The 15,176-nt window shown below is 53.5% G+C and carries 16 protein-coding genes; 12 read left to right on the top strand and 4 right to left on the bottom strand.

Going from position 1 to position 15,176, the window contains the following annotated elements:
* From HRQ87_RS20085 to HRQ87_RS19535, 10 genes are all read left to right on the top strand, one after another.
* Nucleotides 1-219 (top strand): hypothetical protein (locus HRQ87_RS20085; RefSeq protein ID WP_217430520.1); only part of this gene is annotated, 219 nt, incomplete at its 5' end.
* A gap of 300 nt (nucleotides 220-519) precedes the next feature.
* Nucleotides 520-939 (top strand): BLUF domain-containing protein, encoded by a 420-nt coding sequence (locus tag HRQ87_RS19575; RefSeq protein ID WP_174140137.1) that lies wholly within the window; start codon nucleotides 520-522, stop codon nucleotides 937-939.
* Between the two features lie 58 nt (nucleotides 940-997).
* Nucleotides 998-1,549: a 2OG-Fe(II) oxygenase gene (locus HRQ87_RS19570; protein ID WP_174140135.1), complete on the top strand. Its 552-nt coding sequence runs from the start codon at nucleotides 998-1,000 to the stop codon at nucleotides 1,547-1,549.
* 403 nt (nucleotides 1,550-1,952) lie between these two features.
* Nucleotides 1,953-2,306 (top strand): hypothetical protein, encoded by a 354-nt coding sequence (locus HRQ87_RS19565; protein WP_174140134.1) that lies wholly within the window; start codon nucleotides 1,953-1,955, stop codon nucleotides 2,304-2,306.
* Nucleotides 2,296-3,114, top strand: coding sequence for a hypothetical protein (locus HRQ87_RS19560; RefSeq protein ID WP_246252568.1), 819 nt, complete (start codon nucleotides 2,296-2,298; stop codon nucleotides 3,112-3,114). Before HRQ87_RS19565 ends, HRQ87_RS19560 begins: the two co-directional genes overlap by 11 nt.
* A gap of 70 nt (nucleotides 3,115-3,184) precedes the next feature.
* Complete coding sequence (locus HRQ87_RS19555) at nucleotides 3,185-4,375, top strand: N-acetyltransferase DgcN family protein (protein ID WP_174140133.1); 1,191 nt, start codon at nucleotides 3,185-3,187, stop codon at nucleotides 4,373-4,375.
* Complete coding sequence (locus HRQ87_RS19550; RefSeq protein ID WP_174140132.1) at nucleotides 4,372-5,493, top strand: alanine/ornithine racemase family PLP-dependent enzyme; 1,122 nt, start codon at nucleotides 4,372-4,374, stop codon at nucleotides 5,491-5,493. Before HRQ87_RS19555 ends, HRQ87_RS19550 begins: the two co-directional genes overlap by 4 nt.
* Before the next feature lie 49 nt (nucleotides 5,494-5,542).
* A complete protein-coding gene (locus tag HRQ87_RS19545; RefSeq protein ID WP_174140131.1) occupies nucleotides 5,543-5,734 on the top strand; it encodes a hypothetical protein in 192 nt (63 codons plus the stop codon).
* Between the two features lie 105 nt (nucleotides 5,735-5,839).
* On the top strand, nucleotides 5,840-6,121 hold the full coding sequence (locus HRQ87_RS19540; protein WP_174140130.1) for a hypothetical protein: 282 nt from the start codon (nucleotides 5,840-5,842) through the stop codon (nucleotides 6,119-6,121).
* Nucleotides 6,122-6,810: 689 nt separating this feature from the next.
* On the top strand, nucleotides 6,811-8,037 hold the full coding sequence (locus HRQ87_RS19535; RefSeq protein ID WP_174140129.1) for an ATP-binding protein: 1,227 nt from the start codon (nucleotides 6,811-6,813) through the stop codon (nucleotides 8,035-8,037).
* Nucleotides 8,038-8,618: 581 nt separating this feature from the next.
* Here HRQ87_RS19535 and HRQ87_RS19530 read toward each other — a convergent pair.
* Nucleotides 8,619-9,422, bottom strand: coding sequence for a nucleotidyltransferase domain-containing protein (locus HRQ87_RS19530; protein ID WP_174140128.1), 804 nt, complete (start codon nucleotides 9,420-9,422; stop codon nucleotides 8,619-8,621).
* Between the two features lie 90 nt (nucleotides 9,423-9,512).
* Nucleotides 9,513-10,508, bottom strand: a complete 996-nt coding sequence (locus HRQ87_RS19525; protein ID WP_174140127.1) for a GNAT family N-acetyltransferase — start codon at nucleotides 10,506-10,508, stop codon at nucleotides 9,513-9,515.
* Between the two features lie 124 nt (nucleotides 10,509-10,632).
* Here HRQ87_RS19525 and HRQ87_RS19520 point away from each other — a divergent pair, with 124 nt between their 5' ends.
* Nucleotides 10,633-11,496, top strand: coding sequence for a LysR family transcriptional regulator (locus HRQ87_RS19520; protein WP_174140126.1), 864 nt, complete (start codon nucleotides 10,633-10,635; stop codon nucleotides 11,494-11,496).
* A 261-nt stretch (nucleotides 11,497-11,757) separates the two neighbouring features.
* On the opposite strand, the gene HRQ87_RS19515 is transcribed toward HRQ87_RS19520, so the two are convergent.
* A complete protein-coding gene (locus HRQ87_RS19515) occupies nucleotides 11,758-12,171 on the bottom strand; it encodes a GNAT family N-acetyltransferase (RefSeq protein ID WP_174140125.1) in 414 nt (137 codons plus the stop codon).
* A gap of 107 nt (nucleotides 12,172-12,278) precedes the next feature.
* Between HRQ87_RS19515 and HRQ87_RS19510 the strand changes: the two genes are divergently transcribed.
* The gene (locus HRQ87_RS19510) at nucleotides 12,279-13,142 is read left to right on the top strand and encodes an ATP-grasp domain-containing protein (RefSeq protein WP_174140124.1); all 864 of its coding nucleotides are present in this window, start codon (nucleotides 12,279-12,281) and stop codon (nucleotides 13,140-13,142) included.
* Nucleotides 13,143-13,351: 209 nt separating this feature from the next.
* Here the strand turns inward: HRQ87_RS19510 and HRQ87_RS19505 are convergent, their stop codons facing one another.
* Nucleotides 13,352-14,995 carry a hypothetical protein gene (locus HRQ87_RS19505; RefSeq protein ID WP_174140123.1) on the bottom strand — a complete coding sequence of 548 codons (1,644 nt, stop codon included), beginning with the start codon at nucleotides 14,993-14,995 and terminating at the stop codon, nucleotides 13,352-13,354.
* Nucleotides 14,996-15,176: the final 181 nt, after the last annotated feature.

Genomic DNA, 15,176 nt, shown 5'->3' with positions numbered 1-15,176 from the left:
GAATACCCGCAAATGGGCGGCTGTCAGTACTGCCCTCGAAAATGGGCGGAGTTTTTCACCAGTATCGACCGTTTTTGGCAGGGAGGTTCTGTCATGGGGTTTATGTCCATCGGCGGTCATTCAAACAAATTGCATCTAATGTCTGCTTGGAGCCCATCCTGTGAATTCAAGTATCTCGCTGCGCGCGCTCGCAGCGTAGAGAATGCGGCAAGTGCGTAATCGATGGTGCTGCAATGCCGCAGAACAACCGGCCATTCAGCAAATATATGTCGAGACCATTCTGTTGGACTCACATCCACCAGACAAACTGCGTGGTATCTTGCCGTATTTGCTCAGGTAGGAAACATGCGCGGTTACGGGACAAGCGTCTCAGTGTTGATGTGATTTTCTCAATGTGGCCGTTCGTTCACTTTAGTCGAGACTCAGCGTCCCCGAAGCCTTACGGTCTACATCTGAAGCGATGTGATCGTGCCTCTATCATAGTACTTTCATGCATCGCTCAATCCCACAGGGTGCCAAATCATCACAAATCTCATACAGATCGTTTACGTGTCACAGCCGTTTGGGTTCGATGAGCCGACACTGGCGGGCATTTTGCTCGATGCCAGACGCTGCAATAAGCGGGACGACGTGACCGGCGCGTTGGTTTGTCGGGATGACATCTACCTCCAACTACTGGAAGGACCGGAAGGTGCAGTGCGCGCAGCCTATGCACGAATTAGTCGCGATGATCGTCATGCTAGGGTCAAAGAACTCCTAAATCGCAAGATACAAACCCGATTATTTGCAAATTGGGCGATGCTTCATGATCCTGCAAAGACATGGATTTGGACGGAAGAAGAGATCGCAGACGCGGCGCTTGATCGCGCGGAGCCCACCGAAATCATAAAAGTATTCAACGACCTATCGGATCGATCCGGGAAACCGGCTGTGCATTGATGCAACCCCTTCTCGCATCGACGCATACGCGAACCACGATTTGTAAATGGTGGGCGGAATGATGGTAGTGCACTCAGTGCCCGATGCGTTTACCACGTGGGAATGTGATCGCATTGTTGCGGCAATCGCCAAAATGCCCACCGATGAAGCGCTGCTTGTCGGCCGCAATAGGGATCACAATTTGCGTAATGCGGAACTCGTTTGGATGGACGATGTCGGAGACCTAAGCTGGGTGATGACCCGGTTGATTGAGCTTGTCAGTCATTCCAACAAGCACCAGTTTGATTTAGATGTGCGCGAATTTGCGGAAAGCCCACAAGTAGCTAAATATGATGCAGCCAAAGGTGGCCATTTTGCCTGGCATTCTGACATCGGCCACGGTCTTGCCGCTGGCAAAAGAAAGCTTACGCTTGTGCTGCAATTGAGCAATCCGGACACCTACGACGGGGGTGACTTGGAAATCAGGCCAAGTGCTCAAATCCAAATGGCCAATCGGGCGCAAGGATCTGTAAGTGTGTTTCCAAGCTTTGCACTGCATCAAGTTACGCCGATTAAGCGGGGCATTCGGCGTTCGCTGACCGTCTGGGCGCATGGTCCCGCGTTTCGCTGAAGGCGGCGAGAACAGGTCAAAATGGTAGACCCATCGACGGTGTTGGGAAAATGGTCAGGTTAGCTAGCATTGTAAATCAGGCGCAAAGCGACTACATCGGTCATACAAAGTTGTGGTCTTCTTCGGCAAAGGTGCATCGCCTGCCAGAGCCAGTCGCAATTATCCATCATTAAAATTCGAATGTCACATGCCGTAACAGGGCTCTGACGCTTGGGAATGTTGCCGATGTTGTCGTGCATGACCATGGGTCATGTTCTTCCCCCTTGGTGGCCGGACTGACCAGCGACTTGCGACCAAGCATAGATTGCGCGTTGTCGATCAAACGATCTCGAAACGGCTCTGACAAAATGTCTTGTCAGCGCAAAAACAACGTGGCGGCGTTTTCTCCGTCAAAGGACCAAAAATGACTTTTCCTGAATGGACGAAACCCGGCATCTACGGTGCTTTGGGTGGCGCGATTGCGGTTTCTATCTTCGGCTTCTCATGGGGCGGCTGGACAACAAGCGGCAGTGCCCAAACCATGGCACAGGACTTGGCTGCTGAAGAGGTGACTTTGGCGATGGTGCCGGTCTGCCTCAATATATCAGCGGCTGATCCAGAACGCTCAGAAAAGCTCGCAACTCTTCAGGATCTCTCTAGTTTTGGCCGCCGCAATGCAATGATGGAAACGGGCTGGGCCACGCGCCCCGGTACAGATACGCCAGATCGTGACCTAGCGGCCGCTTGCCTCGCGGGGCTTGAGTTGGATGGATCATAATTCAAAAGCAACGCCGCAATCGTCAGAATTAGTTTGCGAGACATCGATTTTGGCGGACGCGCGATTACTTTGGGTCGTTTTCATAGGCCCAATCTTTGTTCTGCTACTCCTTGCAATGCCCGCCATGGCCCAGACCATGCCAGAAAACGCTAGCGCAAAGAGCTATGGCGACGGTTGGCAGTGCAATGTCGGGTATCGGCTCACGGACGAGAGTTGTGCAGCTATTGTGGTCCCCGAAAATGCCTATGCGACAAACCGCACCTATGGACCCGGATGGGAATGTTATCACGGATTTCGCAAAGTCGACGGGGTGGCCTGCGTTGCAGTGATTGTCCCCGACAGTGGGTTTCTAGACCCCTCTGGCGAACGCTGGCGCTGCCTACGCGGCTTTCTCAAGGTCGACGATACCTGTCAAGAGGTCATAGTGCCTGAAAATGCTTATCTTGCGGATGGTTCCGCATGGGAATGTGGACGCGGGTTTGAGAAGACGGACGACAGTTGCACCGCAATCGCGGTTCCGACCAACGCATATCTGAACGGTTCTCGCTATGGTCAGCCCTGGACATGCGAACGTGGGTATTTCGAACAAGACGGTCTGTGCAGGGCCGTCGTCATTCCCGAATTCGCGTATTTCGACGATGCATCTTACGGCGAGGGATGGAAATGCCAGCGGGGATATGAAGCTTCTGGTGCAGGCTGTGAAGCGATCAACATGCCCGCAAACGCCCATCTCGACCGGTCGGGAAACCGTTGGGAATGCAACCGGAACTTCCAGAAATCCAAGGGGCTGTGCGTTCTCAATAACTGAGCGCGTCGCATCAAGACGTCCGCCTCAACACCTCGTCGAACGACAGTCTCAGCATCAAAAGGATGACAAGATGAAAACCGAAATCCAGACGGTAGATACCGTTCGCCGCCCCGTCAGGGGCGCTCAGGCGCCCCCCATGATACGTGACACACAGGCACAATCATCTTCGCTCACCCAGATCCCCACAGCGGTTATCTATTGCGAGGGCAACTTTGCCAAAATTGACGGCAAGACGGCCAACGGCCTCGTGCGTCATTCAGAGGCCTACAAGATCATCTCGGTTATCGACAGCGCTCACGGTGGCGAGAACAGCGGGCAAGTTCTTGATGACGTGATCAACAACGTACCAATTCTCAAAGACCTAGATGCCGCCGTCGCCCATGCAACCGCCAAACCTGATACCTTTGTCTATGGAATGGCCCCCTCAACAGGGCGACTTTCGCTCGCTGATCGTGGGGTCGTACTGGATGCGATTGGGCGCGGCATGAACATCGTCAGTGGCTTGCATGAGTACCTCAGCGACGATCCCGAAATTGCGCAAGCCGCATCGGACAGACAGGTCACCATTCGCGACATCCGCAAACCCAAAGCCAGCAAAGACATGCGCTTGTTCGACGGCAGCATCGCGGATGTCCATGCGCTACGCATCGCAGTACTGGGAACCGATTGCGCGATCGGAAAACGGACCACTGCGACGGTCTTGGCACGCGCCCTCAACGCAAAGGGCATCAAGACTGTACTGGTTGGCACCGGTCAGACGGGCCTGATGCAGGGCGCAAAATATGGCGTGGCCATGGATGCCGTCCCACCCCAATTCTGCTGCGGCGAACTTGAGGGTGCGATTGTCGCCGCCTCAGAGGCGGAACAACCCGATGTCATTTTGATCGAGGGCCAGGGTGCGCTCAGCCATCCGGCGTTCTGTACATCGACGTTCATCCTGCGCGGCAGCCAACCGGACGCCGTCATCCTTCAGCATGCACCCAAACGCGCGCACCGCTGCGATTTTCCCAACATGCCGATGCCCACTCCGGCAAGTGAGATTGCATTGATCGAGGCGTTTTCGGATACCAAGGTCATCGGCGTCACGCTCAATCATGAGGGTATGTCCGAAGCCGAGATCACAAACACGATTGCAGGACTAAGCGAAAGACTTGGATTGCCCGTCACCGACGCACTCAGCCGACCGGCAGCACACCTGCTAGCCATGGTTGTTGCGGCCTATCCCGGCCTGCAGCAAGAGGTACCCGTGGCTGCAATATGAGCAACCCACGCATAGAAGTAGACTTAAGCAAGATACGCCACAACACACAGATTGTTGTTGGGCTGCTGAAGGCGCGCGGCATCCGGGTGACCGGGGTGACCAAAGCCGTTTGTGGGCATCCGGCAATCGCCCGGGCCATGCTCGACGGTGGCGCTGCAGGTCTTGCTGAGGCGCGTTTGAGCAATGTGAAGCGGCTACGCCAGGCTGGCATGACTTGTCCGATCACCTTGATCAGAACACCAATGTTGAGCCAGGTCGATGACATCGTGCAGGTCTGTGAGGCGAGCTACAACACAGAGATGTCTGTGACCGCAGCCTTGGCCGCTGCTGCACTCCGACAAAACAAGGTTCACGGTGTTATCTTGATGGTCGAAATGGGTGATCTGCGCGAAGGGATCATGCCACACGACCTTGGCGACTTGGCACGGCGTGTTGTTGATATGCCCGGTGTGGCACTGAAAGGCATTGGGGCCAACTTCGCATGTCTCAGCGGGATCGCCCCGACGGCTGCAAAGATGCAGGCATTGTCTATGCTAGCGAATGATGTGGAGGGGCAGTGTGGCCCATTCATTGAGACAGTATCTGGCGGCAATTCTGCAAACCTGCCTTGGGCGACTGGGGGGCATGCCACAGGCCGGATCAACGATCTGCGCATTGGTGAAGCCATACTATTTGGTGTCGATCCAGTCACAGGGGATCAGATTGGTGGTATGTATCGGGACGCCTTTACGCTTGTCGCCGAAGTGATCGAGACGGATGCCAAGTCTGTGCACCCGGTTGTGGGCAACGCCGATCACACCTTGGCAAGAATTCGACTTGTTCCTGACATTTCAAAAATCACGCAGATTATTCTTGCCATCGGGCATCAGGATACGGACGCAGCAGGGCTTTCAATGCCTCCCGGAAACACACTTATTGGCGCAACAAGCGATCATCTGGTCATCGGCACGAAAGATGCGGCGCTCTGCGTTGGATCGGAAATGCGGTTTCAGATGAGTTATGGCGCTTTGATGCGCGCCATGGCCGCCCCGGATATTCAGATAAATCTGCGCAATGACAGACCCGCGTCAATCGCACACAGGGTCCATGGCCCAGGCAAACACCTGGCATTAGTTTGAACAGTCCTGTTCAGACACGCCTGGATGAAATCAAAGAGGAGATTGCCACTTGGCAAAGCTGACAAAAACAAGCGTATTCAAAGCGCAAGGCTCCAAGGCGGAAACACCATTGGACAAGACAACCCGTGTCGTTCGGAAAATGGTCGAAGAAGAGGCCGAGCAGCGACAAACCAAGATTAACCGTCTTCGCAACGCGCGCCTTGAACGAGAAGCTAACACTCCGACAAAGAGGTCGCGCTAAGGACGCAGGAATGTTTGAACCAAGGCCATTACATCCCAGCAACCCACGTTTCGCCTGCGTCTTTCAATCTGACTGAGCGACCGGACACACCAGAAGGAATTGCCCATGACGCAGGCAGACGAGAGCACAGCAAAAGTTCACTATATCTGTCAGACATACGTGGAACAGAAGCCAGGGCGCGACGGACACACGAGTCTGAAGATCGGCAAGCAATTTCAGTATTCCACGGCAGCAGAAGCTCAGAACAGAGCGGAACGGGAAGCCCAGTCCGAGGATTGTGCCGGTGCGGATGCCTATATGATTAGTGAAGACCCAGACAGTGGTGAAGTCGGATCACCAAGCTTTCTTGTCAGGCTTGGGAGCGTCCCGGAAACTGATGATTTCTAGACCTACGCTTCTGGCAAAGTGCCTTCCAAAAGGCGTCTCACCATCATGGGCCGAGTTGGTTAGAAAAACAGCTATTGGCGCAGCCGCAGCGACAGGTAAGGTGTCGGCCAGCTTAATATCGAAGGTTGGAATGACGGCTTCGATGATATCGGCTGCATTGCAGCGGCAACTTTGGCGTGACTGCGAAGTAATGCTGCGTCAGCAATAGCCGCAACCGCACAAGGCCGGTTTGTCCGCGTCTCACCAGTTCATGGCTAGCGCAGCGAAAGTCAGCGAACCCCGAATGTTCTCAACTTGTTCTTCAAGATGCCCAAATATGCACGTTCGGTCCAGTTAGGCCAATTGGACCCCAGATGATCGTTTCGAATTCTTGCATGGTGCCTGGAATGAGCTTCTGGACGCATTCGGCCAGCAGCTTGTAGATGCCGAAGAATTCAGGCGCTACCGCGAGGTCCGGCTGCGCAACTGAGATTACATAACTCGTGAGAATGTTTACGGGTAGGGACTTAGCCGAGTAGGATCGCTCCAGTGAGTTAGAGGATGGCGCGTTTCAATTGGTCGGGGCTCCTCTTTCAGATGGGCGGCGTTGAATTCTTCAACCGGTCGCCACCAGGCTTTCAATCGGTCGAAGCTTGACTTTCAACTGGTCGGATGTTTACTTTCAATCGGTCGAAAGGAGCCGTGCGCCGATGTATCCAAGATTTGCCAAAGCCAGGGTGGAAGAGGCACTGTCAGACACCCGTGTGGTTCTCATATCGGGGCCGCGTCAGTCCGGCAAAACGACGCTTGCGACCGAAATCGCGTCGGACAAGATCCCGTTTCTGACACTGGACGATGCCAACGTTTTGCGGTCGGCGATCGATGATCCGGTCGGGTTCGTCCGCGGATTGGATCGCGCCGTCATTGATGAGGTTCAACGCGCGCCCGACCTTCTGCTAGCCATCAAAAACCTGGTCGATGACGACAAGACGCCGGGCAGGTTCCTCCTCACGGGCTCGGCCAACCTGATGACCATACCAAAAGTGGCGGACTCTCTCGCGGGTCGCATGGAGGTTGTTCCGCTATTCCCTCTATCGCAGGCGGAGATCTTTGGGACAAAAAAGAGATTTATTGATCAGGCCTTTGCGGGACAAACGCCAAACGCCGATAAAATGATTGTCGGGGAAGACCTTATAGAAAACGTCCTTTCGGGCGGTTATCCCGAAGCACTTGGTCGCGCTCGATGGTCGCGAAAGCAGGATTGGTATCACGGCTATCTCGATGCGATCGTCCAACGAGATGTCCGAGACGTCGCACAGATCGAACAACTTGCCATCATGCCAAAACTGATGTCGGCGCTCGCCGAGCACGCAGGGCAGTTGGTCAACTACACCGGGATCGGGGCGGGCCTCGACCTCAACCACGTCACCACGCAGAAGTATGTGAGCGTCTTCGAGAGTCTCTATCTCGTTCACACGCTACAGCCCTGGTTCACAAATCGCCTGAAACGTCTCACAAAGTCGCCGAAACTACACTTTCTCGATGCGGGGCTCCTCGCCGCGATGCGGGATATCTCGCCGGACGTAGTCCGTAAGGACAAAACGAGTTTTGGTGCGATTCTGGAGACCTTCGTGTTCAGCGAACTGAGAAAGATCGCCAGTTGGAGCGAACAGAGATGTACGTTCTCTCATTTCCGGGACAAGGACAAGAACGAGGTCGACATTGTGTTGGAGAACCGTCGTGGCGAAGTGGTCGGGATCGAAGTGAAGTCATCCGCAACCGTTTCGGCGGCGGATTTTTCGGGAATGCGCAAATTGGCGGACGCTTGCGGCGAGAAGTTCGTCCAAGGCATGGTGCTCTATGATCACGACAAGGTGGTCCCGTTCGGTGAGAACATGTTCGCGGCTCCGCTGTCATGCCTGTGGAGCGGCTCGTGAACCTTGTCGAGGAATAATGCGTCGAGGATCTCGCGGATCTGCTCTACAACTTCCTTCCGGGGAGCGGTAACTCCCGCACTGCGTTCCCGTTGGCGGCGGCACAGGTTCAATGTCAAGACTTTTGGGTTGGTGGAAGCAAGCGTCCGGCGATCGTCCAGCTGTTGTCATCAACACTAGGTCATAGAAGGCACAAATTGAGCCCGCTGATGCTGTCGATCGTAAGGCAATCGATGACATGGCGGAGAGGGAAGGGAGAGCCGCTCACCCGTGCAGAGGTGTGCCCGGATGCTGCTTAGGTCGACATACCGATCAATTGACCGCAGCAGATGATCCTGCGGTACATGCTCCTCCAACGAGAACTCGTATAACAAGGCCGCTTGCGCCTCCTGCCTCGGTCCCATCATCGCAATTCCTCCCGCTCGTTGAGAGAATTGAATCAGTCGCTGGCGACCCGATTAAGGAAGAGTTTTTCAACGGAATCAGCCCATATTTCTCGGTTTCTGCATCGCCGCGAGTGACAGCTGTAGAGGTTGTGCTATGCGCGATATACTATAAAAAGCTACCTTCTGATGGACCCAACTCTACAATTCGTAGGGCCGCTCAACACCCAAAGCCTCGTGTAGCTTGTCCCAAGTTGCGGCTTCGAACCGCTCCGGCCACTCCACTCCACGCTGTTTTGCAAGCTTGCGGGCGCGCGGCAGATATGCCTTCGCATATTCGAGGTGTGTTGCGATCATTGCCTCTCGCTCGGCTAAAGGCGAGGGCAAGGCCGTAATCAACGCCTTCTGCTCTTCTGTCAGCAGCCGGTTCAAGTGAAGCGCTCCGCCTCGATCCGGCGCGGCGGTTTCTTCAACCATGAGGTCGATCAGTTTGGTACGCAGATGGAAGATACCTGCGACACCGTTGATGTATTCTTCGCGGCCCGCCGCAAGGTGCAGAAGCCCCAGTATGCGAATGAACTCCTCGATCTGGCGGAACAGGCGCGCCGGTAAAGCCTGCGGTTGTGGTTGCTCTTTTGGCAACTGGTCGAAAAGGCCATCATGGTCAAAGAGAGGTCGAAGGCTTGCCTGATTATGTGCTGCGAACTGTTCAGGCTTTAAGATGATTACATCTGTGCGTGTCCAGTCTGCGGTGATGGCGTTGATAAGCGCAGGGCGCGCACTTCGATCCCACCACATCACGATGTCGCCAGTGCGCGCGACGGCGGCCTTCCACGCTCCGGCAACCTCGTCGGTTGGCCCGTTTTCCGACACCAAGACGAAGTCGATATCGCTAAAAGCGTCTGCCCGCCCATTGCCGAAGCTACCGCTCAGGAAAAGACCGCGAACGGCGGAGTGATCGCGTAGTGCGTTACTGATCGTCTCTATGACACGCTTTGATTTCATGAATTCTTCCTTTCAAAAGTTATCGGTTCGCACTTCAGCGACGTGAAAAAGCCGTTGAACAGTGCTGTAACTAGAGCGGTATGGCGGGGTCTATCGTTTGATGGACCAGACCATCGCGGTCTCGTAGCCAGCAGCTTCCAGCAACTCGATCTTGGACATCCATCCAGCCGGACAAACGACAAAGGCGGCTCCCATACCACGGTTGGCGAACGCCGCCTCGGCCGCGCGCAACAGCGCATTGGAGTTCTCACTCCCTCGGTCAAGCGCCGCCGGGTTGGCCAGCTCAGGATGGTAGTAGTCATCAATCACACCTGTCCCCGTGACGTCGTGAGCCGGGGGAAAGTGCAGCCGTGAGGCGGGCTGTGCGATGATGTAGCCCTGTAAATCCTCGGACGCTCCAAGGACCATCATGTCCCGATCCCGAAGTGTTAGGCTCCGCGTCATCCAGGCTGAAAATCGTGGATCAGCTTCAGGATGAATTTCCCAGAAAGGGTCGATGTCAAAGAGAATCTGCCGGTTCTCGGCGCTGCGTTCAACGATACCTGGAATATCGTCTTCCGTCGCTTGCCGAACACTGACCGGCATTCCCTGGTCGCCAAGGTCACTGCGCGACAGATAAAGTGTCAAAGGCTCATAGCCGCTTGCTTCAAACGCCGTTCGCCAAGCTTCGCCCGCCACGTAGGATGCCAGTGTGATACGGGCACCGGCTTCGTGAAGGGCGTCCTCGGCTGCGGCCAACAGGCCCTCTAAAGTGCCGCTTGGTGCATCGGTTACCACAAAAGAGTCGGGCAGGATCAATCCTGGATCGCCGAACGGGCCTGCATAGATTGGAGGCACAGGCAGCACCATCGCATGGATGACACCCGTGATCTGCGCCCCATCCTCCGCGACATGCCAAAACTGTCGAAAGGGTTGTTGTTCTGCCGTCAAAGCAAAAGTCAGCGCTTTTTCGATCTGAGCGGGCGCGTCATCCGCCATCTTCCAAAGGATCTCATCCTCTGCATGGCGTTCCTGCGTATCCAGCATGAGGAGCTCGACCAAGCGCGGCATGTCGTCGGGTGTCGCTGGTCGGATTGTCTGGGTCATCGCTCGGTCTCTTGTAGCTATCGCTGAGTGCTGCTTGACCGCTTGTATCGGCCACCTGCACCAAATTGACAAAGCAGGATAATTCTATAAGCGTTTAGAAAAACTATTGCCTCGAAGGTGTCGAATGAAGAACGTGAACCTGAACGCGCTTCGGGTATTCTCTGTCGTCGCATCGCATGGGAACCTACAACGCGCGGCTGAGGGGCTGAACCTATCGCGTGGCGCAGTCTCTCAGCGGATCAAGAAGCTCGAAATCGAGTTGGGGGTGGTTCTTCTCGTGCGCGGCGCACGCGGTGTCTCGCTCACGGCGGAAGGTGAGCGCTGCCATGCAGCCATGCAAGAAGCCCTCGCGACGCTCGAAACCGCGTTGGTGAGCATTTGCGAGGACGGTGATCACGTCACCCTACACCTTGGGTCTTCCACCGCTACCAAATGGCTGATGTCCCGGATGGAGGCCTTCTCGGCTAAGTTTCCGAACGTATCCCTCACCACACAGGTCCACGAGCAGATTTTGGCGCGCAGTCTGGGCCGGAACGAAATCGCGATCTGGCCGGGCAGAGCGCGCGACTTGAACCCAGCCCACAGATCGCGCCGCCTGACGGACATCCGCCTCGTTGCCGTATGCAGTCCTGATTTTCTCCGACCGAATTGGCCAATGGGGCTGGAGACCTTGTTGACGCTGCCGCTCCTTCAGGATGCGCACCGGCGGTGGGAAAAGCTGATCCAGGCAACTGGGTACGGAGACACGCACAAACTGCTTAACTTTGATCGCTCTGCCTTGGCCCTCGATGCTGCTATCGGTGGTCACGGCGTAGCAATCGCGCCGACCTACATGGTGGAAAATGATCGTCGGTCAAAAAAACTGGTAGAGATTTGGGTCGATCCCGCCCCCTCTGATGATGGGCTTTATATCTCATGGGCAAAGGACCATTTGGGCCAGACGCGCATCAAGCGGATCGTGGATTGGATCGCTTCAGAGTTTGAATAAAGCGGACCTTCAGTTTGGGAAGGCCAACCGCGGGAAACGTCCGCATTCCTGCCGTCCACACAGATCGAAATGCACTTGATTAGCGTTGCATCGCGGTAAAATTCTGCTTCGGGCCCAATCCAGACCTTGTTTACCATCTTGCGACCAATTTTTCGCGACAGATAAATCACTGGTTTTATTGAATCCAAATAGACGTTGTATAAAGGATGGTTTTTGCGACAATACATGTATTCAATTGTGCGACTGTGTGCGTAAGCCTTCTCATCGCAACCGTTTTTCGAGATAGTAGAACGACAGTGTGCCCTCATAGTTTGGCAACTCGCCAAACACACTATAGCCCAGACGTTCGTATAGAAGTTTTGCTTTTGGGTTGCGTGTTTCCAAATGGATACGTTCGCAATCACGCTCAACTGCGATTGCTTCTGCTTCAGCCAGAAGCTTCGTTCCAAATCCATTGCCGCGATTTCCCTCAGATACCCATAACTCAGATACCCGTGCACTTTTGAAGGCAATCTCACCTTTACAGCCAGCACATAGATTGCCGTGGTCATCGGTAACCGAGAGAAGAAATGTGATTAGCTCATCATTTGATAAGGTTTGGTCAGTTTCGACAAGATGTTGATGTAATTCCTCAGCGAGCTGGGATGGTACAGGAATATAGCGCTCGATTTTCATACACACATTCAATCATAACCGTTTTTGGATGACCACCTTGTTGCAAAAACTATGGTTTTTGCGACTATCGTGGCAGAAATATTTTTGATTTTAAGACGGAAAAATCTATGCGTATCGCTCTAATTGCTTGTGCTCAATATCCAGAGCTTTCGGCCTCCAATCAGGTCTTTAAAAGCGCCCTTGAATCTCGCGATATATCCGTAGACGTTGTGCTCTGGAATCGTATAGCGGCTTCGGAGATGCTCTCTTATGATTTGTGCGTCTTCCGCCAAAGCTGGGATTATCAAGACGACGCTGCAGGATTTGCTTCTTGGGTTGGAAATGCGAACCGGTTAGGTGCGCGGTTTGCAAACAGTGCTGGCACAGTACTTTGGAACAACGATAAGCGCACATTGGACGAATTGCGCGATATTGGCGTAACCGTTCCATGGATGATGGACCTCGGAACAATTCTTGAGCCAGAAACAACTGGGATACCTGATAGAGTTGTTTTGAAACCTGCATTTGGCGGCAGTGGTGTCGGTGTTCGCCTATGTGACCGTGACCAGCTTGTAGAAGCCTTGGCGGATGCAAGATTGGAAGCGCCTGGGCGTCCATTTTTTGCTCAAGAGTTTATTCCTGAAATTTCTGAGGGCGAATGGAGCGCGACAATCATTGATGAAAACATTGCTCACTGCATTCGACGACGTCCTGCCTCTGGTGAATTCAGGACAAACGGTAGGTTCAAGCCACAAACAGAAGTCGTGGAAGCGCCGCAATCCCTACAAGAGGCCGCAGAAAAGGTGTCTAGATATCTCGGCCCGACAATGCTCTACATCCGACTGGACGGCATAATTTCCGCAGGGAATTTCGTTTGCACCGAATTAGAGCTAACCGACCCAGATTTGTATTTCGAATATTGCAAAGAATCAGCGGCTCTTATGGCTGAACAAGCAATCAGATTTGCCGAAGAAGTGCAGGCTGAAACCTAAGTCGCATATGACAATTCGATGAATGGCAGCAATGGGCAGTCAATGGAAATCTCTGCTTGGGAACAGCCTTTTTGCCTGATCTCGTGGATGCATGGCGCGCGCGAGCGCTTTGAGGGCCGTCCGTGGCGCTCTCGGTGCCATAGTGAGTAGCCAATGACGCGCCGCCTCCGAGGTCCGCAGAGAGCCCATATTGACCAATGCTGCAGTGTCTACGAATGACTTCTGCTGGACTGTTTTTCCCAGACAAGAGTGTCAAAGTTAAGCAGAAATGACGCGTTGCTGTCCTTATATCCGGGTTCGATTTTGCCACCCGAAATACAAATCCCATCTTTCTTCAAAGTTGCTTGGTGCCTATTTATCCAACCCGGAAACTCCCCGGATGTCTCAACCTTATGAATGCTGAAATCATTCAGGTCTAAGCGATACACAGCTGTTTTTCCGAATTGCCGTTCTCCGGCATAGCCCAGCCCACCTATGATCCAGATCGAGTCGCCAACCAGCGTCGCTGTATGGAAATCTGTCGGAGGGAAAGTAGAAGTGGGGTAAAAAAATACGCGCGGCGAACCGCCTGGCGTGTGGACAACAACGTCATTGAAAATGACAAACTCCCGCATATACCCGTCTTCGTGCTCACCACCAATTTGAACCCAACGACCGTCCTCAAGTCTGGTTGTTGATTGCCCGAAACGATGAGCAGTCCAGATAACGTCCGGCAAATTCTTAATTCGACTTTGCATTAGCGAAGACCATTCGCCGGTGCGCAGCATTTCGAGGTAAAAGGGCTTTGTCCGCTCTTCGGGATTACTGGTGCCTCTCACCTCGCCAGCACCATCCGTAAAATTCGGCAGTGTTACATCTTGTTCAGGTAACAGATAAGCTTCTGTAAAATAACGAACTTGTTCATGTTCAAAATCATCGAGATTATCAATAACCCAACCGGCGTCAAGCATCGCATTTATGTAAGCACGGATGGCAGGCTCGCCCTCAGAATCCAAGATTGTCCATGGTTTGTTTGTGTACAGAGCAACATCAGAAATTTGATGGACGTCGGCACCCTGTTCGATCAACATCTTTAGCATACTGACGTCGTACTTCTCCAGCGTTGAGTCCAACGCGATCTCGCATGTCAAACCTAGCTTAATAAATGGCTGCACCAGTTCTTGGTTGGCGGTTCCCACGGCAAGGCCAAAACAAGTTTCAACCTCTTCATCATCTAAACGGTTTTCCGCCTCAATATGGCTCAGCAAAGCCGTCAAAACGTCGGTTTTTTCAGAGATAACAGCCTCCCACAAAACTGACGGTGCCGTTATGTAGGTCTCCAATGGGTCAAATGTCTCAATAAGTCGTTCGACGTCCAGCAAGCAGCCATAGCGAACTGCGTGGTGTAGGTTTGAAAACCCAGCTTTTTGACCATCTGCGCCCAATTCGATTAGCAGATCAAAGACATCATTATAGCCATGGTAGCGGGCGGTCCCGAGGGCAGTATCTTTCAACAAGCTTGCAGCGTTGGGGTCTGCGCCCAGGTTCACCATCTCACGAAGTCGCTCAGCCATTCCTTCGTGTGGCCCAGTCTCAATCTCGCGGATCAAAGAAGTTTTGCTCCGTTCATTTTTTGCCATCCAGTCATCGCACCGTCTTGCAATCGCTTTGTAAGAAAGAGACTGCGACTTTAGCTCCGCCAGTTCTTTCGGCGCGGCAATGAAGTCCCAAAAGGTCCAATCATCACCGTCCCAAGCAGCACTTTTTTCGAAGCGCGCCAAAAACTCGCGTTTCGATTTGAAGCTGTCTTCCCGTAGGTCGATTAAGTCGGAAATACTATTTTTGATCGTTCCGATAAGGTCTGAAAAATCCATTTGGAAACCTGAATATATGTCTGGCACGCTTATCCAAGTAGAAGCTGACGAAATTGTGGCTTCCGCTAAATTCGGACATTGATGATTAAATCAGCAAGGTCCGTTTTGTCCTGTGTGGATGGCACCTGCAAAGCAAGACTTTTTTTCGAAGCAATTGGCAATTTGTCAGATACGGTCTTGT

This window comes from Parasulfitobacter algicola (assembly GCF_013315265.1).
In the GTDB taxonomy this organism is placed as follows: Bacteria; Pseudomonadota; Alphaproteobacteria; order Rhodobacterales; family Rhodobacteraceae; genus Parasulfitobacter; species Parasulfitobacter algicola.
This window is presented reverse-complemented; position numbering and strand designations above follow the sequence as displayed.